Raw genomic sequence first — 21219 nt, 5'->3', positions numbered from 1 at the left:
AAATTACTTGAAACATTTCAAATCTTCATTTTTCACTAATTTGAATATAATAAACCTTTTCTATATTTCATAATTATCCTTTTCGAAATAGTCTGTTGAAGACTAATGCAATAGGTCTGATATTATTTTTCAAATTTATACAATTTAATATATATTAGTATCGTATCACGTTTTTTAACTTTTCGTACATTATCTTACGAAATATATTTCATATCCTTATTACTAACTCTATACAAAAGAAGCCCCACCAGATTTTCACTTCTGATGGAACTTGTCATTTTATATTTATATTCACTTTGAAAATGGCTAGCCTTTTCAGCTAGCAACCATCCAATACGAATTTTATCAGCAATCATGGCGATAAGTTCGCTATTAGCTGGTTTGCTCTTTAAGTGATGGACTGTATAGCCGTTGATGTTACTGGGTTTCTGATTATGTATATAACTAAATCTTGTATATGTTTATTGGTTTACGATAGAATATTTATCGCTAAACAATTCCATTTACTAGTAATAAAATCATACTACAATTATCCTACGTTTGTCTATGAGATATTGTACAGTAAAGAATGATTCCATACAATATTTATTAGTTTTTAGTTCTCTCTATTCTTATCGTGGACTGAGTGTGGGTGATTAAGTGTTCAAGACATTTACATCTCAGTTTGACTAGCCTTCCTGTAAACTCATCCCCCGCTTCACCAGTTATTTCTCCTTCTCATTTTTGAAAATGTTCAAGAAAACAATAGCCCCTTAAAATGTTCTCATTTTATTTCCGTTCTCATTCACTAATATTTCTCCATCATATTTAACTCCCTACCTAAAGTTTCCAATATTAATGTAGCATTTATAAACTTCACAGGTACTCTCTCGAACTCACTACTACTACTTCTTCTACACCCAAGTCCAAATTATTTCAACGTTTTTTTCGTTCAGTGCAGACAAATTTAACATTTCCAACATCAAGCATCTCTATAGAAGTTTCACTTTATTCATCTCCAGTACCTCCTTAAGAAATAACGCTACAGTTATCAACAAAAAGGACACCTTCTTCCTTCCTTTACATGTGACCCAATTCGTTCAAACTGATGCCCATTTTTGCACTCCCATCTTAATGATGTATTACTGTATATATATCCGATACACATTTTCCATCATTTAATTTTGCTAATTTATACATATCCTTTATTGTCTTTTTCTTTATCCCATTACACTGTATACACCAAGAACCTTTCTTTACACTTGAAGGTACGACCTTGACTACATTGCCACAACAATTTAGTTTTGCATTTATATATTCTTCGGAAAGACATTTTCCACCTCGACTAACAGCTAGGTCTTGCATTTCTTCAATTTGATTCCATATGTTCTCATGATGTAGGTATGCATATAAACAGTTCCACTCTTTACGTTGCGCGATTCACGTTCTGCGTTTCAAGGCAACGAAAAGTCTTTCGATTGGCTGTATCTTCACTGTCATATAATATCCCGTCCATGTTCACTCCTTTCGTTCAGCCCTTCCCATTACTGGTACTATGGCTTCTGCTGACTTCTGATGATTCAGTTATCTATCACTAGATAGGTTCTGTTTCCAGGTATTCACCAGATCTCCCGGGGTAAGTCCGCCCACTTTCACCTCATCTATCCGTCACATTTATTGCTCTGATTTCCGTGGATATTTAGGATTTCGATTTGTTTGGCAATCTCGTCCAAACAGAACAACCTCGAATGCGATTCGTGTACCTCGGACCAAGGCTTTGTCGCCACGGACACCCTTGCTCTTGGCTAGTGGTTCGCATATCCCAACGCCCACAGTGAACTTTCATCACCTAGTTGACGAACATGCCCGGCACATCAAAAAGGCTGTGGAGAAGACTTTCTCCACAGCCTGAAAAAAGAAGAGTTTGTACAAACTCTTCTTTTTTAGCATCCAAGACTATTCTGTAACTTTTTCAATAATAGGTGACATCGCAATAGGTGGAAGCGACATAGTCATTGCTTTAAAATAAACATCTAATTTATCTCCAATAGTATAAGAATTATTATACAAAACAGGAACAAGTAATATTTTATTTTGGTTAACTAAATCTCCCCAATTTTCTTGATACAATAGCGCTTCCTCCATTGTTGGTGTATTCGCAATTGTCATATAATGACTATCCACAGAAACAACATAACCTGTGAAAAGTGTTTGTTGTTGTTTCTCAAAAGACGAGATGGAAATATGTTCTGTGGAAGGTTCATTTGAAGCGGCAGAAGCAGGTGTTAGCCCGAAAGTTAATCCACATCCTAATGCTAAAGTAGTTGCTACGGTAACTAGTTTTTGTTTTGGTGTAAACATAATCAATTATCCCCTTTTATAATTTTTTATTCTTACATGCTAATACTACCATTTAAATTACAAAAAACTTCACAAATTACTATATTTAACAAATTTGTCATATTTAAAATAAAGATATGTATATCCAGTATCGTTTAGTAGCGACCTATGTTATAGCCGTTTTGTTACAAAGTTTTAGGAAGTAAGCTTGAGCTCGCCGTATCCTAATATTAATATAACCTATTTAAGGATGAGCTTACTTTTTGCTTATTCCCCCATTTCGAGGGGATGAGCAAAAACACCCTAACTAGCTTATTTCGCTATGCTTTAGATTAGCTCTGAAAGCGTTCGACAATTGATATATAAAGTAATGATTAATCCAATTACGTATTTATACACCATATAAATATTGCTATGCAGATTTACAACATTAAAATCGACATCTACTGCCTTTCTATAAAATCATAAATACAGGTTTATATATTTATGGTTTTATAGTTATCTTGTTTTATTGTTTAATGATACTAAGAGAGGGTGATTTGAATGGTTGCAAAGGTAATCTCATTTTCTTTACAAAAAGGTGGAACTTCTAGCTCGCTGTTTCGATCATGCTTCCCTGAAAATGCGTTTCTATAAAGGCTTTCGTATGCTTACGTTGGGCTGGTCGGATGGTTGCACGTTTATGCCAATCGACTTCTCCTTACTCAGTTCAGTGAAAGCTCAAATCAATGGCATATCAAAAGATATAGACAAACGTACCTCTGGCTATAAACTTCGAGTAAACGCTTTACAAACAGCACCTGAACAGATTCCTGACATGATCCGACGTGCGCTCTCAAGTGGAATCGACGCCCGTTATGTCCTAATGGATTCTTGGTTTACAATGCCCCTGCTTATCAAAGGGATTGCAGCACAAGGATTGGACGTCATTGGCATGGTAAAAGTGACGAAGCAGCGCTATTTAGCGGGGGGAAATTGGTTTCTTTAAAGCAACTTTCCCTCTGGCCCAACCCGTACAGGCTAAAAAAGGGCTTCTTCGCTCTATTCATTGTGTGATGGCCAACGGGACGCCCGTAAAAATCGTGTTCATTCAAAATCGAAACAAGAAAAGTGAATGGCTGGCTATTCTGAGCACCGACTGTACGCTTACAGAACAAGAGATTAGTCGAATCTATGGCATGAGATGGGATATTGAGGTGTTCTTCAAGACGACGAAATCCCTTTTGAACCTTCAAAAAGAATTTCAAGGCCGCTCTTATGATCTGCTAATTAGCCACACGACGATTGTATTCGTCCGCTACATTGTGCTGTCATGGCAAAATCGCTGTAACACGGATCAACGAACATTAGGCGGCCTCTTTTATGAATTATGCGATGAAGTAAACGAACTCGATTGGGCTGTTGCTTTACAGCCATTGATTGAATTTCTTCAAGATGCCTTAAAGCAAATGAATTCCAAAATGAAAAAGTATATTGAAATTCAACTACAATACTGGCTTAGCGGTCTGCCCAATTATATCAAGGTTTATTTGTCGATTCCGCTGTGCGAAAGTTGAGTTATATACTTATAATCTCGAAACGACGCCCATTTCTTCCTGCGACTTCGCTTGGAAACCGGGCGTTAATTTTGTCATCCGCAACTTTTGGTGATGAACCTGAAACAAGATTCTAACTATTTTTTCTATTCATATACTACTCAAGTGTACTCTATGTTGGTTTAGAATAAAGTTTGATTAACAAATTCACTACAATCCTTATCTACTAGCAAATATTAAAACTCCATTTTGAAAAAAGTTTGATCAAGATGGAGGTTCTCTTACTAACTAAGTATGTGATTTTCATAAAAAAGTTTGATCATTTTAATGATTGCTCTTAAAGAAAAAAACCGTTAGTTGAAGAAGGTATATTCGTCTAAACCTACCCTTTAGTGAAATCTACTTTTATTCCCACTATAAAATAAACGAAGTGCCAACTTCTCTTTAATAGAAATCGGCACTTCGTTTATTCGCTATACGTTATCGTGCCGTTTTTGGCGGTTGGCACACGTCACATTTACGTTGGTTATTATTTTTAAATTTCGTAAATGTTTTTTCAAAGTTGCTACCACATGCACATTTAAATAGTAACTTTTGAGAAAAACCGTGATATTCCGTCGTTAGCAACTTACTTTCCGAATTTTTCTCAACAAATTCTTTAATTTTACCAATCGTCCATTGTTTATTCATTCTCTTACACCTCCATATTTTATCGCTATGCGGAGGCTTTTCTTGGCATCCGTTCATATAATTAAAAGTAGTAATTACCCTAAGCTACTCATTATAACATGAGCTGGCACTCAATTAAACAGATGGAAGGTATCTTATTAAACTAAACTGCCCCGCTAATACAATAAGTTCAACCCAAAAAAGGTTAATCCTTCTTGGATCAACGCTACCTTATAGTTTAAGTAGAAATCTTCATAATCTCTTCTACACTTTAAAATAAAAATTCCTTAAATGTGTGGATTCAGAATCGTGCCCATTACAAAAAGGCGCCTTTTTATTCCGAAGACAATGCATCTGCTTTGGTAACATGAACAGTACCAAATGGATGGTTAGGAGGAGCATATATCGAGTAGAGTTTTAGAGGAATATTACCTGTATTTGTTACATTATGCCATGTTCCAGCAGGTACCATTATTGCAGAATCATCGTAGACATTTCTTTCAAAGTTTAAATTATCTTTACTCTTGCCCATTTGAACAATCCCTTGACCTTGTTCAATACGTAAGAATTGATCAACGCAAGGATGTATTTCCAAACCGATATTCTCCCCAACATTGATACTCATTAAAGTAACTTGTAAATGTGTTCCTGTCCATAAAGCAGTACGATAAGTATTGTTTTGCTTCGTTGCTGCATTGATATTAATGACAAATGGTTTTGAACCATAATCTGTTAACAATATTCTACCATCACCATTGGAAGAGCGATAAGAATCAAATCTGTTTGCATGTTCTATCTCATTAGGATAATTCCAGTAAACCGATTGTCTTCCATAGTTATACATTGGTATATTAGCATAATAAGGATATGGATATATATAAGGACTATAGTATATTTCCCTCAATCCCTTCACAGTTATAAAAATAGTCTATGCAACTTATTAACTTAATGTACTTAGATCCAAGATGACTTATTTAAAGAAAACGTTTTTAGCCTAAAACACTTATTTTATAAAATAACCCGATTGTTGTACAGAGATCAAAGAAGTACTCTTTGGCTAACATGTCCCTTTAGTTGAATAAAACATTGAAACAGTAGGAGTTAAGTTTGCTTCAATAATACAGACCATATAGACAAGAAATGTATAGTCATCCTTTTTCTTATTATCGGCAAAAACTTCTTGGGGGAATTGAATAAGAAGTAGGACAATCCGTATCAATTTAATAATTTTTATATTAGAATTCTCCTTACTTTTTTACTTAAACTAATCAGAAAAATAGATAAGCGAGTAATAACCATCTTCATCTGATTTTGAATCTTCAAATGAGTATCCAATTGACTGAAAACATTTCAAACAAGCAATATTATCTTCCTCAATACCAGCAAACCATTTTTTTATAGGTTGCGTTTCAGATAAGACCATTACTTGTCCAATTAATGCTCTGCCATATCCTTTGCCACGTAAGATTGGATTCACTATAATTGCGATATTTCCGGTGAAATCTATATCCTGCTCTACCATAATAATACCAATAGATTGTCCACTTTCTCCTAGCCCCATCCATACTCTATATCCAATATTATCTTTTACATATCCATACCATTCATGTAGTGGCAACATTCCATCCAAACGACGTTGAACTTCCGAGTCCTCGAACCATGTTTGTATCGTCTCAATATCTTTCTCGTTAAAGATTCTCATCTCATTTATTTTCAATTTTCTACATTCCCTTATCAATTGTATTTTTGCGCTTGTAACTCATATAGCTCTGCATACTGTGCCTGATTATTGATCAATTCAGCATGTGTTCCAGTCTCCACGACTCTTCCCTTTTCTAAAAAAATAATGTTATCAGCAAAGCGGGCGGTGCTTAATCGATGTGAGACAATGATTACAGTTTTTCCATAAGTTAATTCATGTAATCTTTCAAATATTTCTTCTTCAATAAAAACATCTAAAGCAGATGATCTGAGTTCTCGTGTGATACGATGCTTGTTCAAAAGGAGCAATATCCGGAATCGAAATAGCTTTATTAATGAGCAATCCATCAATATGAGCTTGAAGTTTAACAGTAAGCAGTCGCTTTTGCATTTCAACTAATGGTTGAAGAGCATCTACTATTAATGTAAATGTGATATAAATTAACGCCATCCACACCAACATGTTCCAAGAGAACAACTTGAAGGGAGTACGAGTGATTTCGTCAATAATCTCAGCACTTAACCAAATCAATAGTGGCCCAAGCAACGATTCCAATAATATCATAAAGAATAAGGTACATGTTTTAAACCTGTCACACTGCCAGAGTTCATCTAAATCAAGATCACGAATATCAATACCATTCACCTTAATCTCTCCTTGATTAAACTCATAAAATTGGCAAAGTAATTTGATAAGTGTCGTTTTTCCTGAGCCATTAGCACCTACAATTGCGATTTTTTCTCCCGGAGAGACCGAGAAATTAATATTATCTAACACATAATCAGAACGTTTCCCACTATCTCCGATAGAATCTTTATTTTTTTCTAACATACTATCCTCGATATTTCTTTCATGCCTATCTTTATTCAATTCGTCTTCCCTACCATCATTATCATAGAAATCGGACAAATCTTGTTCCACTATGTCTTCCTCAGAAGAACAAGGGTATCCATCATCATAATATGATTCTTGATAAGGATAGCGAAAAAAAACGTCTCTAAATTCAATCGACATTGCTCCTTCATTAGCAAAAGGTACTGTTTCAGTAGAAAGCACAATATCTTTTCCGCTTTCATAAAAAGAATAAAATCTTTTCCCATTCTCCATATATCGATCGTATTTGCACCTTCTTTGGCGAAATCCCCAATCGAAACACTACCGGAACCGGACTTCACTAATATCCAAAAATAACCAATCCCTGTTCCCATCCCTGATAAAAAAACTGTTAATACAGCGCTACGAGAACCTTTTATTTGAATACGACAAAAAAGGCTATACATATGTTCAAAAGTTGATTTATACATGTCATATCACTAGCGTTGCATTAAAATAACTTTAGTTTTAAAAATAATCAAAATCTTCAATAATCTTGTTTTGTGCATAAAAAAAGTCCTTTATAATGGATAAAGTCAGGTGGTAACCCGTCCAAATCCACTAATAAAGGAACTACGTATGAACAAAATTACACGAAAAACATCATTTGAACGATGGTTTTTACCCATAAATCTTTAACTTTTTGAAGAAAACGTGAAAACGATGAAATTAGATTCTTATACGAAAAAACTTACGACGGATTCATTCTTAAAATTACTACTTTTTGCGCAGCTACAGGAAACAAAAAGTCTGCACTTAGTGATTGCCTTTTTGACGATCAACTTCAAGAGGGAACAAATTTAGATTCTATCAGTGTTTCACAACTGTCACGTCGTTTAAATACGATGAATCCAGACATCTTCCAACAGCTTTTCCTTGATTTAGTCGTTCAAATTCACCAAAAAACGAATGTCTCGAAAAGCGTCATGCCTTTAAAAATCATTGATTCGAGTACATTACCGCTTAATTTAACGAATCACAAATGGGCTGAATTTCGTAAAACAAAAGCGGGCGTTAAGCTTCACTTACGCCTGGTGTTCATGAAAAAAGGAACGTCTTATCCCGAAAAAGCGGTGCTGACAAATGCCATCGAACACGATCGTGGTCAGCTCGAAGTCATGGTAGATGACCGAGAATGCATGTACGTTTTCGACCGCGGCTACCTGGATTATGAACGTTTCGATCGCATGACAGATGAGGGTTTCTTTTTCCTTACGAGATTGAAAAAGAATGCGGTTATCCGGGAAATTTATGATTTTAAAATCCCTGCAGATTCTGCTGTTTTGTCGGATCAGATGGTGTTGATTGGCACCGTGCAAAATCGAGCAGAGAACTATTTTCGCTTACTCAAAGTGAAGGATTCAAAGGGGAATATCCTTTGGTTAATTACGAATCGCTTCGATTTAGCACCCGATGAAATCTCAGACATGTACAAATCACGCTGAGCCATTGAGTTGTTTTTCAAATGGATCAAGCAACAGCTCAACATTAAAAAGTTCTATGGTCAAAGTGAGAATGCGATTTACAACCAAGTGTTCATTGCCCTCATTGTATTTTGCTTGAATGTTTTAGCTCAAATTGAAACCAAGAGTAAACGAAAAACCCTGCAAATCAGCCGATATTTAAGGGCTTCTTTATGGAAACCAGCCTACATCTGGCTTCGAAAAATCGAAGGAAAAGCTGTTCCATAAAACGCAAACTGTCGTTGTCGCACACGTGTAATTGTAAATAAAAACCAAATGAATGGAGCCACCTTTATTTATGTAACACTAGTGATGTCATATAAGAAATTCCCCAAACCAAATAGACGAATTTCCTTTGCTGAACGTCTACCGAGTAACAAACTTCGTGCATAATCCATCTTTCTTCTTAACATTGCATACTCTTTGGCATAGTCCCATTCCATCTCATTATAACGATTCTGTACAAAAGCAAACGGACCAGTAGACAGAACAAGAAGTAAAGCTAACAGAGGTGACAAATATGCTATAACTAAAATGATCCCAATTGATGAAAGTATTGCAGTAAATAAATTTGCACTTATATTAATAAATTGAGAAGGTAACCAAGTAGCACGGTCTCGTAATGTTTCAAGCCTGTCCCGATACTGGCGGTCTTCAAAAAAACGCATACCTGGAATACGTTCAAAAGCATCAAGTAAAAAACTATTAACGGTAATCATCGAACGCTCCGAAAGCAGTGTCTTTATCCATGATTCTAACAACTTCACTACACTCAGAATTACCAAACTGCCTGCATAAGCAATGGCCCACATTTCCGTATGGGATAACACATCCTGGTCACAATACCATGAATCATTTTTTTAGAAACATACAATTGGATAATAGGTATCGTTGCATCAATCACAATAAAAAAAAACAATGCATAGCGTTAGTAATGGTCCTGAATTCCAAACCATACTGCTAAGCAATTTTGCCGTCTGTCCAGTTTCCTTCATATGCTCCCATTTTTCTTTACCTTGCCATTTCCGTTTCCTCACCATTATCTTCACCTTTTATTGGAGTTATATTAATCAGCTATATGAGTAAAAACGCTTCTTCTCTCCCATATTCACAGTCTGGATATCTCCTAATACACGTGGCTTACTAGAGCGAGAGCGTTCGAGTACATATTCCTTTCCTTTTTCATCTCTCGTAGCCAAATCTCCAGATCAATAACAGCTCTCATATATTGATAACCCTTACCTTTTTCATCAATACCTAAATCAATTCCATATACACGTGTTTTGAATATGATTTTGCTAATTGTTGAGCAATCCATAAGGAAGCTTGCTCTATTTCATTTGAAGTAATCGAAACCCTTGCTTACAAAATCTTGGGGAATTTAATTGAAAAGTAAAAATGAAATCGACCATAAAACTTTATCAATATCTAGTAAACGGGTCTAAGGATTATAAACAAAATAGGTATATTCGATTAAAGGCAAAGTTCTGATTTATTTTGCTATCCTTATTTGTCCTGATTAAACCATAGTTGATCTTTGTCATCAACATCGCCATTATAATTGATTAGAATCTCATCTCCTGCTTTTATATCTGTGAAAGCATAGAAGTCAAATGTGTGATTTCTAAAATTAATCTCATAATCTGCATTAGGTTCATAAGAATGGTTAAACAACATTCCATAACCAAGAAGGATAGCTGAATGCTTTATCCCATACTCAAAAGCGTAATCAGCGAGTATGGTTTGCTCAATGTATTGATGCTGTTCGTTTGGATAAGAAATGACAGGTGCTTCATGTAAAAGCTCTCCTTTTTTGATATCACATGTAGCAAATACCCCTCTATTGAATTCTCCATCACTAAGTGGAGATGTTTTTACCTCAATCATGTTTTTCGCCTACTCACTTTTAAAATTTTCTTTCTAACTGTAACATTAATTTGAACATTGAGCTCTTTTTTAGAAAAGAGCCTCTCCAATATGTCTTTAAGATATGTACTTGCTAACTACTTTCCATAACCTTTTGCACACTACCAAAAGTTACATTAAGAGTATTTTGAATTTTAATTCCAACAGGATATTGTAAATTCGGTTTTTCATAGAAATGCTAATAATGCAATTCCAAGAGTAATTCCCAAAAGCAAAGTCCCCCGTTACTTTAAGTGTAAACCATCACAATCCTAGGTTGTAAACACTTTTCCCTCCATCCTACCGCTATATCATTGGAGGGGAATCCAATAGCCAGTATCTACAGTACAATATTGTAAGCTTCTTAAACAAAAAAAGCATCCTAATGAAAGGATGCCTCTTTTATGGTTACATCATTAAAAATTAAAGTTTTACGATGTTTGTAGCTTGTGGTCCACGTTGACCATCTTCTACTGAGAATTCAACTTTTTGACCTTCGTCAAGTGATTTGAAACCGTCACCTTGGATAGCTGAGAAGTGAGCGAATACGTCGTTTCCGCCTTCTACTTCGATGAAACCAAAACCTTTTTCTGCGTTAAACCATTTTACTGTACCTTGTGTCATTTAAATGACCTCCATTAATTGTATTAAATAATATCATATTTCTTCAAAAGAAAAAAATTCACATATTACAAAAAGTATCAAATAAAACACGATTACTCTTTGTAATATGTGAATTTATTATTTCCTTGCAAACGATCTTATTACATTGATTGTATAATAAAAAATCATATTTGTCTAGTAAAAAAGCGAACTCCCTCGATCGCCCCTATATAACAAAGCCTTACATGCTTCTCGAAACACCCGAATCTCCTCTTTTACTTGTTGGCAGCCATCACGCAATTACGTCAAGGCTACCTAGATCTTAATCCTCCTGCATAAAGAAAGAAAAAGAATAAAGAATAAAAGAAAAAGATTAAAAAGAATTTTGTTAACGTGACTGTAATAATAAGGGTTGAACCGCCGTTACCATACTATTTTCAGCTGGTTAGGAGGGACAATTCAGTCTGTCACTGACCTGCATTTAGTTCAACAAGTAAAAAGAGCCGTCTAAGCAGCCCAATAATCTTCAACTCAAGCCCCCGTTAGTTCAATAAATGCTTAGGAAGATAAAGTATAATCATATTCAAAACCATCAGGAGTAACTAATTGAAAAAGAGTAGCTTTATCAGGATCCTTAGGTGAGACTTCATCATGCATTATAGTTATTACTTGTAACCCCTTTCTTTTTGGTTCAAAAATTAACACTACCTGATTTCCCTTTCAGATTATCTTTTTAACCTCTGCTTGCATGATGACGATAACCATTTTTGTATTAACCTTCTCCTCAGAAAAAGCTTTTGGATTTGTTTGATCCTTCAACTCTTTAGCAATATCTAAAGATTGGCCCAAGTCAAACCAAATACCCGCTGCCATTACACAATCGCCCCGATAGTTCACGTACAATTTTTCACAAACTTATTTTCAAGAAAACATACACAAAACTCCCTGAATTAAACCAAAATTAACAATTAATATTGCAAAATTTTATACTTTGTATTACGATGTATCATATACTTTGTATTACGATGTAAAGGTGAGGATAATATGAATAAAGAAATGATGAAGGGTAGCACAGATTTACTGTTACTATCAATTATCGCCAAGCAAGATATGTATGGTTATGAGATTGTGCAAGCATTAAAGCAATCGAGTGATGAATTGTATAGTATGAGTGAAGGTACATTGTATCCTGCACTGAAAAGACTTGAGTCACAAGGCTATATCAATTCTTACTGGGTAGAAAATGAAGGAACTCGACGACGCAAATACTATGAATTAACCGAAGAGGGACAAAATGCTTTGTCCGGGAAGCTAAAGGATTGGCAACAAATCAACCAATTGATTGAAAAGTGGACGAAGGGAGACGTGTTATATGAATGAAAAACTCGAACAATATATTCATGAAATAACCACTACTCTTACTTGTAGCCCACAGGAAAAACAAGAGATTGCAGATGAAATGCGTGACCATCTATATACTTCTTATGAAGTGCTGTTAGCTAATGGGCATGAAGAAAAAAGTGCGACAAATAAAGCTATTCAAACATTTGGTCAAACAAATGTTTTGAAATTGAGCTTTCAGCAAGTGGTGGACCCTTTGTACGGATGGTTACATAAGTTTGCATTGATTGGCTTTATTTTATATAGTTTTGCGTTTTCTTGGATACTTTTAATTCAGCGTTTAATCACACGTATATTAAATTATCAGTCATTTGATTTCCCTTTCAATTCTTATGTAAGAACACAAGATACATTAGCTACTGAAAAAGCATTTTTTGATTTTAGCGTTTGGGAACAAAACGTAAATTTTATCCCATTTAAAACGATTGTTCTTTATCTAAAGGCTGAACATATGAACACAAGCATTGCGGTTAATAATCTTGTTGGTAATTTCATTGTTTTACTACCATTAGGACTACTTTTACCCTTCTTGTTTAAACGTTGCAAAAAATTAACAAGCGTAGTTACCATCGCATTTATAACTAGCTTTTGTATTGAAACAATTCAATTTGCACTTCAAATTGGCATGGCAGACATTGATGATGTCATCTTAAATACATTAGGTGCTATGTTTGGTTTTGCTATATATAAATTAATCATGTGGTTCCTATCACTTCGTGTTCAATTCAAACATAAAAAATATAGTACCAGTTAAATCGTTAAAAAGCCTCCTAATTATAATTAATATAGGGTAAATAATATAATAAAATAAAATTAGACCTTATATTTAGAGGTTTTGGGTTTGATTATATATAATCAAACTTTATAATCAAACTTTTTATTTGTATAGGGGTACAGCCTGTATTTTGGAAATTTTGAACGTTAAGAAACGTTAAAAATATGCACGATTCTATGCAACATCATAATGAACGCAGCCAGCACCAAAACACGCTCAACTTGTTGCTGCGACTAGCTTTGTAGAAACGTGCATAAAAGTATGTATAAATAATGTTCCACTAAAAAAGCGACAAATGTTGATTTAACAACGTTTGTCGCTTTTTCGTGTATTACCAAACTTACATTTGGGAACGTTTTATGTATGACGAATTAATAAAATTTTATTTGAAATACAACATACAAAATATATATATTTCTACAATAATTTTAGAGGATTTTAATTAAATAATATAGAAATTAAATGTAAATAAAGGTGGTGGTATATGTATGTTGAAAAATTTGAAAGAACATTTACAAAGTTTAGAAGAAAGCCATACAGGTTTAGAAGTAAGGATGAGTAGAGAAAGGCTTGATGAGATTTTATCTGCGGATTTTTTTGAAATAGGCAGTTCTGGCTATATGTATGATAAAAAAGAATGTTTGGAAACTGGTGTTGTATTGGCAGAAATGAAGATACATAACTATGAAATTTATCCTTTATCTAATGATTTAACATTATCTACATATTTTCTTGTAGATACAACAAGAAATAGAAACACACTGCGTAGTTCAATATGGAAATTTATTGATGGAAGATGGCAACTTTATTTCCATCAAGGAACAATAACACCTCTTCAATTAAATGATTTTATCAAAACTTTGTAGTATAAAATTGAGAATTAAAATTCATATATAAACAACCGATGCCTACTTTTTTAAGTTAAAGAAGTAGGCATCGGTTGTTTAAGGTTTATTTGGGAACATTCGTTGCTTAACGTTGTAAATCCGCATAAATCTGACGGGACCCCGTTTACATAAAATCCATTGTCGGCAGTAAGCCTCAACAGAGCCACGTGTACACATATAAAAAAGCGCATAAACCCGCCCCTGCAATGGAGAATACAACAAATAAAACTACCCCAAATACGTCCGTAAACAAAAGCACAACGTCCCAATGAAAAGAGACGCTAACAGAAGGAGAAATCCCCCTACAAGAGGAAAAGAACAGCGGTAAAGAGGAATAATAAAGCGGTACGGTACCCTTAGTCAGGAAAGAGCATTCACCCAACACATATATAACGCGCCATTTCAGTAAACTTTTTTGCACGGCTAATGTTGTGCTTTCTTTTTGCATTTTTGCTATTGACTTCGCATAGTTGGTCTTATACTGTACGATGCACTATTCAAATTGTTAGCTTTATAATCCGAGTCTGGCACCTACTTCTGCATACTCTATATCTTTTCTTTCTGCATTCCAATTACCCCCTGTTTGTCCGTCCCATATCGCTCCTGTTTCAACGAAACCGACAGACGCAAACAACTTCCGGACGGCTTCGTTTACCATCCAATATGATGTAGCAACTGCATCGGCTTTTCCTTGTGGAAACGACTTTATGTAATCAATAACTTTCATCATTGCTTGTTTGCCAAATCCTTTGCCTTGATGCTTTTTATCAATCATAAAGCGATTAAGTCCATAAGTAGATTTATCTCCATATTTTTCACATAAAAATGCACTTTCCGCCAGTTCGAAAAATCCAATATCGACATATCCTATGACTTCATCATTGTTGCATATAGCGAAGATCATAGGAGGTTTTTCGTCGTTGAGTATCTTTACATAGGCTTTAGCCAAACAATATATGCTGGAATCCACATTTCCTTTCTGCTCGTCTGTTATGCTTAACTTCAACACTGCCTCAAAATTATCGTGGGTAATTTTTCTTAATTCAATCATTTTTCTTCCCTACTTCCGAAAATATAAATTCGCTGCATCTGCCCGTAACGCCGTTCCCGTCCCCAAGGGCAAGGGCGAAGCGCCGACAAGCGGCGCGTCCTTTTGTGCCTGCCTTAAACATACATCATTAGCACCACCCCCAATAATCTGGATTAGCATTCATTACAGCATCATCTTGCCAAAAACATACCGTACAAATTTCATAACTACCGTTTTTTTCCGAAAATGTTTTAAAACCATAACAAGGACAGGTATATTTTTTCATAATTATCTCCTAAATTACTAATTATTTCATAACTTTATTTTAGCATATCCTTCTTCAACTGAATTGCTGCGTTAGTTGAAGAATAAAGCTCCCAAAGCGTCGTTTGGTAACTTTAAGTGCTTAACGTTTTAAATCCGCATATTTCTGACGGAACCACATAATAGACAAAATTACTTATATATATATCGGAATTAACAAACCAATCACTAATGCTTTATTAATCTTTTTTTATTATATTAACACAATTAACAATTATTAGGAAAAAACATCATTAAATTATTTAGTGTAATAAAAGACTCGACCCACAGCTAATGGATCGAGTTTTTAGTTCCCGACTTTTTTTGTCTTTCAACATCAATCTGAAAAGGATAGATGTAAGCAGGTAATCCCCCTGTTCATCTATCCTCTCCTTTTAACCCTATATAATGTGTGACATTGTATTGAATTACTTAAGTTATAGAGCTTTATAAACATTTACTTGACTTTTAATAAAATCATTCAGCTGTCCTCTTTTTGCGCTAAGAAGAATGAAAAGAAGAGAAAAACCCCCCTCATCTCATTTTTATTGCAGGATAATCGTACCATCTACATAGAAGTAACTTTATTATTGTAACAAACGTTTAGTTGAACCGTTCTCAAAAAGACAAACTATATGTTTTTGTGTAATTTAACAATGAGTTTATAGAATGTTCCTTTTGGTAATAGCTCATACATGATTAAGATTTAATTTAAATCAATTTTTACCGAGTCTAATTCAACTGGAATATTCGAACTAAGTGAGTCTAAATTCACTCTTATAACATAATTATCCTTACTAAAATCACTTACTGTGCCAATATCAAATGTGCTTCTAAAACGTAAATCATCCTCATCTAATACTTCAATTGAATGTTTCATGGGTTCTTCATAAATTTCTTTTTCTGATTCTTTCACAAGTGCTATATCGTTCCTTGCAAAGTCCTTAAAAAACATGAGATTCCAATTTCTCATATCTCCATGGTTAACTTGGAAATCGACGATGAAATTCTGTTCCTTTAAAGTGATTTTTTCCACTGTTACGGATAGATTTTGTCGATCAGAACTTATTTCAATGGGAGTTTGATGCTCCAATGTAACAAATTGATTCTTTTCATGCACTGCCACTTTTGGTTGGATTTCCAAATAACTTGTTTCTTCTTTTAAAGATTGAGGAATGATAGTTCTTCCTTTTACAGTTATCTGGTTTTCTGATTTATTAGTTTCTAAATCAATACCATCTGACAACAAAGGAATTTCCTTTCCTTGGTCGTCAAAAACCTCTAATCTTACTTGATCGTGTTTTCCTTCACTTGGAAAAATCGCTGTGTAATTAATTGCGGTTGAAGCTTCCCCTTCAATAATAGAATCAAAATGAATCTTTACGTTTGCGTCACTGTTACTACTTTCTTCATTAGTTTTTATTGTTTCAAATGGTAATTGATTAATCGGTACATTAAATTTCCAAACCCCTTCACTTTCTCCTATACTCTTGAATTCAAGAGGGAAAGTAGTATCAGGCGGTAATTCTGATTTTGGATAATTTAGCTGGATATGACCTGAATAACCTTCCCCTGAAGGCACCATATATACGATTTCTTTACTATCTGCAATACCTTCCTTACCATCAAATATTTCATAAAAACCCATAAGCTGACCATCCTGATCTGTTTTAACGTTACCTTTCACGTTAAAGGTAACACCAATAACTGCCCCATCATAATAAGCACTCGTAATAGATACATCTATACCTTTATTACTGGCCGTTTCATTTAATTGGGTTATTAATTGTTGCGATGCTAAATTTCTTCCAACTAAGTCATTAAAGTTTACATATACTTTTGCTAGTAAGGGTATTTTAGCCATAACATGTGACATTGAAGGAAAAATAAAACTAGAGGAAATTAAAATAGCTGCTGTTGCTGACAAAATATAAGATTTCAAATATTTTTTATTTCTTTTTGGTTTCTCAATAGAACTTGCGCGTCTTATTCCAGTCTGTATAGCCTTTAATACATCCTCTTTTGGTACCTCAATCTTTTCATACTCTTCTTGGAATTGTTTCTTCTCCATTGTACGCAAACCCCCTTAACAGTTTTTTTAACTGATTCTTTCCTCGATGAAGGTATGTTTTCACTGTATTTTCAGGCACGTTCATTATTTTCGACACTTCTCTAATTGGAAGATCTTGAAAGTAAAAAAGAATAACAGCACTTCGATATGGTTTTTTTAACAGGTTAATAGCGTTCACTAAATCTAAATGCTCATCTCTTTTTTCTAATTTCGCAGATGAAAGTTCATTTATTTTTTCTAGTGGTTTTTCTTTCTTTTTCTTTTTCATCACATCAAAAGCACAATGAATAAGAATCTTTGTTAGCCATGTTAAGAAAAATTCCTCATTTTTTAATTGTCCAACTGATAAAAGCCCTTTGTAAGCTGTTTCTTGAACTATATCCAGTGCATCTTCACGATTTCCTACATATATAAAAGCAGTGCGATACAATTGATTGCTATGTATGACAAGAAGTTCTTCAAAGGCTTCTTTATTTCCCTTAATCGCCTTTTTTACGAGTTTTCTTCCATTCATGTACTGACCTCCTTTCACTCATTAGAGATGAATTGTTATAAAAAAGTTTCAAATATTTATAATTTATATAAAAATTATACGGTGTTCGGCCGGGGTGAGTACGGCATAATCGGGCAAATCCCTCTGTCAAACATCATATTCCCCCTATTACCCCTCCTCATATTATTTGCTACGAGGGGATCTCCCGAGTTGTTAGTGTTTGGGACTAGCCATTTTACTACGTAAAACATCAGTCGCTCTGAAACCTGTATCTATAATCAAACGCAACTGTGTCCATGTTCGGTATTCGTGAAATTTAGTGAGATTATACGTCCTTAACACCAATTTAATTTCTTCAGGTGATAGTAACTGTTTTTGTTTCCGTTTTAGCTTAATTTTTTCAACTGTACTCACTGAATTTCCAACAATTTCTCGTTCCATTTTCAAAAAATTAAAGAATATCTTCATATTTCTCGTGTAATTGGCTATTGTGACATCACTCATCGGCTTTTGATAATCTTCACGTCTATTTGGATAGTTAATCTCTAAAGCCTTTTCTGAAGCTGATACAGTGTATTTACCCCTATTTCTCAAATACTTAATATACTGCCTTATATGTGATGATTTAACCTTTGCAGCATCTTCAATTTTTAATTCTTGTTTTAGATAATTGCCGAATAATGTTACTGTCTGCTCAAAGCTTTTTAATATCTTTGGCGATAAATATTTAGCATCACAATGCAGCATGAAACTATCTAACTGTAAATCGAATTCTGTAATATTTCTCTCTCTTGAACGCAAAAAAACACACCTCCAACTTCATCGAATTTTTGTAAACTCAACAAATGAAAGTGCGTTAGTATTTACACGCTTATATTCAGTTAATTATAGGTTCAATTAGGTAGTTTATCGGTAAATAATTTTGCAGTCTGACAACTGACAACTACTTTAAAACCTTGATATATCAATGTACTAGCCCTTTCAAACAGCAACCATTTCAATACGAATTTTATCGGCAATCATTGCGATGAATTCGCTATTAGTTGGTTTGCTCTTTAGATGATGAACTGTATAGCCGAACATTTTAGAGATAGATTCATAGTTTCCTCTATTCCAAGCGACTTCAATCGCATGGCGAATCGCACGTTCAACACGAGACGATGTCGTATCGAATTTTTTTGCGATATCAGGATATAAAATCTTTGTAATCGACCCAAGTAACTCGACATCCATATACACCATTTGAATGGCTTCTCTTAAGTATGCATACCCTTTAATATGAGCAGGTACACCGATTTCTTTAATAATACCCGTAATTGTCGCATCTAGCTGACGTTGGTCGAGTTGTTGCGGGTGCGAACCTTGTAGAATGCTTACACGTTTTGGTTTTTCTGTTTTATGACCCGCACATTGTAATACTTTTGCAACAAGGCGATCAAATTCGAAAGGCTTAAGCATAAAATAAGAGGCACCTAAATCTACCGCTTGCTTCATAACATCTTCCTGGCCGAATGCCGTTAACATGATCACTTGAACATCGTTATAAATTTCGTTTTCATGCATAACTTCTAAAACCGCTAAACCATCCAGGTGAGGCATGATAATATCTAATAATAGAACATCTGGCACTTGCTCCTCTAACATTTTCAAACAAAGTTTACCGTTAGGAGCCGTTCCGATGACTTCAATTTCTGGGTTATTTTGTAGATACATCTCTAATGTACGTACAAGCTCTCGATTATCATCTGCAATTGCAACTTTTACTTTTTGCATTATTATTATTTCCTCCTTTGTGATTCGCTTTCGTTAAACATAATCAAAACCGACACGATCAATATATGCAAACTCGCTTTTGATACAAAGTGGATAATTCGACTTTTTCCTATGAATACCTTTTATTCTTAAAAAAATGAGTATGTAGCCATAGAGAATCTATGATTTTCGACAGTATTCATCCATTTTAAGCAATTTGTCGATTATTTGTAACTTTTATTGTAACAAAAATAGCAATGAAAAAGAATGCTTTTTATCATATATTCTTTTGGGATTGAAAATTCAACATAAAGAACTGCACTAACTCGCTCAGTGCAGTCTAATTCACATAAAATTATAGTTGATCATTTCTTTAAGATGGCTGTTTTTTCAGCATTTCCGTAAGTGGAATAGCAGCTCCTTTTTCAGGACTTTCGATAAACATATGTGTGACAGCTCCAGCAAAACGTCCATTTTGTATAATCGGACTACCACTCATCCCTTGTAGAATGCCACCTGTTTTCTTTTTCAATTGCGCATCTGTCACTTCAAATTGCAACGATTTGTCATCTATTTTCGTGATTTTAACATCAAATGCCTCTACTTTTTTGCCTTCAATCGTCGTTAATAATTGCGCTTTACCTACTTTTATTTCAGAAGGCTGCATGATTTCCATTGGTTTAGGAAAACCTTGTTCTAAAGCATTTGACCATTTACCAAAAATACCGTACACATTGTTTTCAGCAATACTTCCTAACTGTCCAGCATTATGTTCAATGGATGAAATTTTATAACCTGGCTCTCCAGGAACACTCTTCTTTATTTGTTCGATGGATGCATAGAAAATCGATCCGGACTTGAATTTAGGTGGTGCCGCTACAACAGAATCGATAATTTGATGACCTAAAGCCCCGTACTCTTTTGTTTCCGGGTCAATAAAGGTTAATGTACCAATGCCATCTGTCTGATCTCTAAAAAAGGATAGCACTGGTTCCAGTTCTTCCTTTTTTAATTTGATATGCTGCGTTTTTTGCTGACGTTTTATCTTCACATCAATCATCTTCCCTGAAGCACTGGTATATAGGGATCGCACTTCTTGGAGCGTATGGATTTCTTGTGAATTCATTGTCTGAATCGTATCACCTGCTTTTAACCACGCACCATTTTTCAGAAGAACATCATTCGTTATATAAACACTTTGAAGCTGTAGCTCAACACCGATAGAATGCCCCATTGGTATTAGGCTTTTTTCGGCGAAAACACTAAATGGTAGTAGCAAAATGGCAAATAACAACGTGACAATCTGCATGACATATCGCATTTGTTTCTTCATTTTTCACCTCCTCAAGTCCTTTTACTATGGCTTTGTTTTAGCATGTTATGTAAGGTAAATATTTGAGGTGAATTGGATGATTGGAGAAGGTGGAAGGTTTTACAT

General features: G+C 34.6%; 21 protein-coding genes and 3 pseudogenes. 5 read left to right on the top strand and 19 right to left on the bottom strand.

The features are described from left to right. Positions 1-332: 332 nt before the first annotated feature. Together JFL43_RS23390 and JFL43_RS04155 are read right to left on the bottom strand one after the other, a co-directional pair. A pseudogene (locus tag JFL43_RS23390) lies at positions 333-422 on the bottom strand (sporulation transcription factor Spo0A); the annotation flags it as partial. A gap of 1513 nt (positions 423-1935) precedes the next feature. Further along, positions 1936-2340 (bottom strand): DUF3221 domain-containing protein, encoded by a 405-nt coding sequence (locus tag JFL43_RS04155; RefSeq protein WP_200748057.1) that lies wholly within the window; start codon positions 2338-2340, stop codon positions 1936-1938. 553 nt (positions 2341-2893) lie between these two features. Here JFL43_RS04155 and JFL43_RS23635 point away from each other — a divergent pair. Beyond that, positions 2894-3875: pseudogene (locus JFL43_RS23635) on the top strand (IS4 family transposase); the annotation flags it as partial. Between the two features lie 459 nt (positions 3876-4334). Here JFL43_RS23635 and JFL43_RS04145 read toward each other — a convergent pair. The 5 genes from JFL43_RS04145 to JFL43_RS04125 all read right to left on the bottom strand — a co-directional run bounded on the left by JFL43_RS04145 (position 4335) and on the right by JFL43_RS04125 (position 7332). After that, the gene (locus JFL43_RS04145; protein ID WP_100797897.1) at positions 4335-4544 is read right to left on the bottom strand and encodes a hypothetical protein; all 210 of its coding nucleotides are present in this window, start codon (positions 4542-4544) and stop codon (positions 4335-4337) included. 313 nt (positions 4545-4857) lie between these two features. Next, a complete protein-coding gene (locus JFL43_RS04140) occupies positions 4858-5418 on the bottom strand; it encodes a cupin domain-containing protein (protein ID WP_200748216.1) in 561 nt (186 codons plus the stop codon). A gap of 369 nt (positions 5419-5787) precedes the next feature. Further along, positions 5788-6240, bottom strand: coding sequence for a GNAT family N-acetyltransferase (locus JFL43_RS04135; protein ID WP_234447585.1), 453 nt, complete (start codon positions 6238-6240; stop codon positions 5788-5790). Positions 6241-6257: 17 nt separating this feature from the next. Beyond that, complete coding sequence (locus JFL43_RS04130) at positions 6258-6524, bottom strand: hypothetical protein (protein WP_200748056.1); 267 nt, start codon at positions 6522-6524, stop codon at positions 6258-6260. Beyond that, positions 6466-7332, bottom strand: coding sequence for an ATP-binding cassette domain-containing protein (locus JFL43_RS04125; RefSeq protein ID WP_200748055.1), 867 nt, complete (start codon positions 7330-7332; stop codon positions 6466-6468). Before JFL43_RS04125 ends, JFL43_RS04130 begins: the two co-directional genes overlap by 59 nt. A 345-nt stretch (positions 7333-7677) precedes the next feature. Between JFL43_RS04125 and JFL43_RS04120 the strand changes: the two are divergent. Then, positions 7678-8789, top strand: a pseudogene (locus JFL43_RS04120) (IS4 family transposase). Positions 8790-8857: 68 nt separating this feature from the next. On the opposite strand, the gene JFL43_RS04115 reads toward JFL43_RS04120, so the two are convergent. From JFL43_RS04115 to JFL43_RS04095, 5 genes are all read right to left on the bottom strand, one after another. Beyond that, the gene (locus tag JFL43_RS04115) at positions 8858-9322 is read right to left on the bottom strand and encodes a hypothetical protein (protein ID WP_200748054.1); all 465 of its coding nucleotides are present in this window, start codon (positions 9320-9322) and stop codon (positions 8858-8860) included. Positions 9323-9687: 365 nt separating this feature from the next. Then, positions 9688-9879 carry a hypothetical protein gene (locus JFL43_RS04110; protein ID WP_200748053.1) on the bottom strand — a complete coding sequence of 64 codons (192 nt, stop codon included), beginning with the start codon at positions 9877-9879 and terminating at the stop codon, positions 9688-9690. Positions 9880-10067: 188 nt separating this feature from the next. Next, positions 10068-10448, bottom strand: a complete 381-nt coding sequence (locus JFL43_RS04105) for an SET domain-containing protein (protein WP_200748052.1) — start codon at positions 10446-10448, stop codon at positions 10068-10070. Positions 10449-10889: 441 nt separating this feature from the next. Further along, positions 10890-11090 (bottom strand): cold-shock protein, encoded by a 201-nt coding sequence (locus JFL43_RS04100; protein ID WP_100797900.1) that lies wholly within the window; start codon positions 11088-11090, stop codon positions 10890-10892. 699 nt (positions 11091-11789) lie between these two features. After that, a complete protein-coding gene (locus tag JFL43_RS04095) occupies positions 11790-11942 on the bottom strand; it encodes a hypothetical protein (RefSeq protein ID WP_200748051.1) in 153 nt (50 codons plus the stop codon). Positions 11943-12113: 171 nt separating this feature from the next. On the opposite strand from JFL43_RS04095, the gene JFL43_RS04090 reads away from it, so the two are divergent. The 3 genes from JFL43_RS04090 (at position 12114) to JFL43_RS04080 (ending at position 14111) form a co-directional block, all read left to right on the top strand. Continuing rightward, the gene (locus tag JFL43_RS04090) at positions 12114-12449 is read left to right on the top strand and encodes a PadR family transcriptional regulator (RefSeq protein WP_200748050.1); all 336 of its coding nucleotides are present in this window, start codon (positions 12114-12116) and stop codon (positions 12447-12449) included. Further along, positions 12442-13224, top strand: a complete 783-nt coding sequence (locus JFL43_RS04085; RefSeq protein WP_200748049.1) for a VanZ family protein — start codon at positions 12442-12444, stop codon at positions 13222-13224. Before JFL43_RS04090 ends, JFL43_RS04085 begins: the two co-directional genes overlap by 8 nt. Before the next feature lie 509 nt (positions 13225-13733). Continuing rightward, positions 13734-14111: a nuclear transport factor 2 family protein gene (locus JFL43_RS04080; RefSeq protein WP_200748048.1), complete on the top strand. Its 378-nt coding sequence runs from the start codon at positions 13734-13736 to the stop codon at positions 14109-14111. Positions 14112-14643: 532 nt separating this feature from the next. Here the strand turns inward: JFL43_RS04080 and JFL43_RS04075 are convergent. The 7 genes from JFL43_RS04075 to JFL43_RS04045 form a co-directional block, all read right to left on the bottom strand. Continuing rightward, a complete protein-coding gene (locus JFL43_RS04075) occupies positions 14644-15183 on the bottom strand; it encodes a GNAT family N-acetyltransferase (protein ID WP_021254967.1) in 540 nt (179 codons plus the stop codon). 127 nt (positions 15184-15310) lie between these two features. Next, positions 15311-15448: a CPCC family cysteine-rich protein gene (locus JFL43_RS22335; RefSeq protein ID WP_234447584.1), complete on the bottom strand. Its 138-nt coding sequence runs from the start codon at positions 15446-15448 to the stop codon at positions 15311-15313. 723 nt (positions 15449-16171) lie between these two features. Continuing rightward, a complete protein-coding gene (locus tag JFL43_RS04065; protein ID WP_200748047.1) occupies positions 16172-17536 on the bottom strand; it encodes a DUF4179 domain-containing protein in 1365 nt (454 codons plus the stop codon). Beyond that, complete coding sequence (locus tag JFL43_RS04060; RefSeq protein WP_200748046.1) at positions 17505-18050, bottom strand: sigma-70 family RNA polymerase sigma factor; 546 nt, start codon at positions 18048-18050, stop codon at positions 17505-17507. Before JFL43_RS04060 ends, JFL43_RS04065 begins: the two co-directional genes overlap by 32 nt. 192 nt (positions 18051-18242) lie before the next feature. Then, positions 18243-18830: a hypothetical protein gene (locus JFL43_RS04055; RefSeq protein ID WP_200748045.1), complete on the bottom strand. Its 588-nt coding sequence runs from the start codon at positions 18828-18830 to the stop codon at positions 18243-18245. A gap of 180 nt (positions 18831-19010) precedes the next feature. Beyond that, positions 19011-19802: a sporulation transcription factor Spo0A gene (gene spo0A / locus JFL43_RS04050; RefSeq protein WP_100797904.1), complete on the bottom strand. Its 792-nt coding sequence runs from the start codon at positions 19800-19802 to the stop codon at positions 19011-19013. A 352-nt stretch (positions 19803-20154) separates the two neighbouring features. After that, complete coding sequence (locus tag JFL43_RS04045; RefSeq protein WP_200748044.1) at positions 20155-21114, bottom strand: SpoIVB peptidase S55 domain-containing protein; 960 nt, start codon at positions 21112-21114, stop codon at positions 20155-20157. Positions 21115-21219 lie beyond the last annotated feature (105 nt).

It is taken from the genome of Viridibacillus soli, from assembly GCF_016612995.1.
Taxonomy (GTDB): Bacteria; Bacillota; Bacilli; order Bacillales_A; family Planococcaceae; genus Viridibacillus; species Viridibacillus soli.
This window is presented reverse-complemented; position numbering and strand designations above follow the sequence as displayed.

Bases quoted from the DNA above. Each gene is read 5' to 3' on its own strand.
- JFL43_RS04145 (WP_100797897.1), bottom strand. From the start codon at position 4,544: ATGAATAAACAATGGACGATTGGTAAAATTAAAGAATTTGTTGAGAAA.
- JFL43_RS04075 (WP_021254967.1), bottom strand. From the start codon at position 15,183: ATGATTGAATTAAGAAAAATTACCCACGATAATTTTGAGGCAGTGTTG.
- spo0A (WP_100797904.1), bottom strand. From the start codon at position 19,802: ATGCAAAAAGTAAAAGTTGCAATTGCAGATGATAATCGAGAGCTTGTA.
- JFL43_RS04095 (WP_200748051.1), bottom strand. From the start codon at position 11,942: ATGGCAGCGGGTATTTGGTTTGACTTGGGCCAATCTTTAGATATTGCT.
- JFL43_RS04105 (WP_200748052.1), bottom strand. From the start codon at position 10,448: ATGATTGAGGTAAAAACATCTCCACTTAGTGATGGAGAATTCAATAGA.
- JFL43_RS04090 (WP_200748050.1), top strand. From the start codon at position 12,114: ATGAATAAAGAAATGATGAAGGGTAGCACAGATTTACTGTTACTATCA.
- JFL43_RS04080 (WP_200748048.1), top strand. From the start codon at position 13,734: ATGTTGAAAAATTTGAAAGAACATTTACAAAGTTTAGAAGAAAGCCAT.
- JFL43_RS04100 (WP_100797900.1), bottom strand. From the start codon at position 11,090: ATGACACAAGGTACAGTAAAATGGTTTAACGCAGAAAAAGGTTTTGGT.
- JFL43_RS04045 (WP_200748044.1), bottom strand. From the start codon at position 21,114: ATGAAGAAACAAATGCGATATGTCATGCAGATTGTCACGTTGTTATTT.
- JFL43_RS04085 (WP_200748049.1), top strand. From the start codon at position 12,442: ATGAATGAAAAACTCGAACAATATATTCATGAAATAACCACTACTCTT.
- JFL43_RS04155 (WP_200748057.1), bottom strand. From the start codon at position 2,340: ATGTTTACACCAAAACAAAAACTAGTTACCGTAGCAACTACTTTAGCA.
- JFL43_RS04110 (WP_200748053.1), bottom strand. From the start codon at position 9,879: ATGGATTGCTCAACAATTAGCAAAATCATATTCAAAACACGTGTATAT.
- JFL43_RS04060 (WP_200748046.1), bottom strand. From the start codon at position 18,050: ATGAATGGAAGAAAACTCGTAAAAAAGGCGATTAAGGGAAATAAAGAA.
- JFL43_RS04065 (WP_200748047.1), bottom strand. From the start codon at position 17,536: ATGGAGAAGAAACAATTCCAAGAAGAGTATGAAAAGATTGAGGTACCA.
- JFL43_RS22335 (WP_234447584.1), bottom strand. From the start codon at position 15,448: ATGAAAAAATATACCTGTCCTTGTTATGGTTTTAAAACATTTTCGGAA.
- JFL43_RS04125 (WP_200748055.1), bottom strand. From the start codon at position 7,332: ATGGAGAATGGGAAAAGATTTTATTCTTTTTATGAAAGCGGAAAAGAT.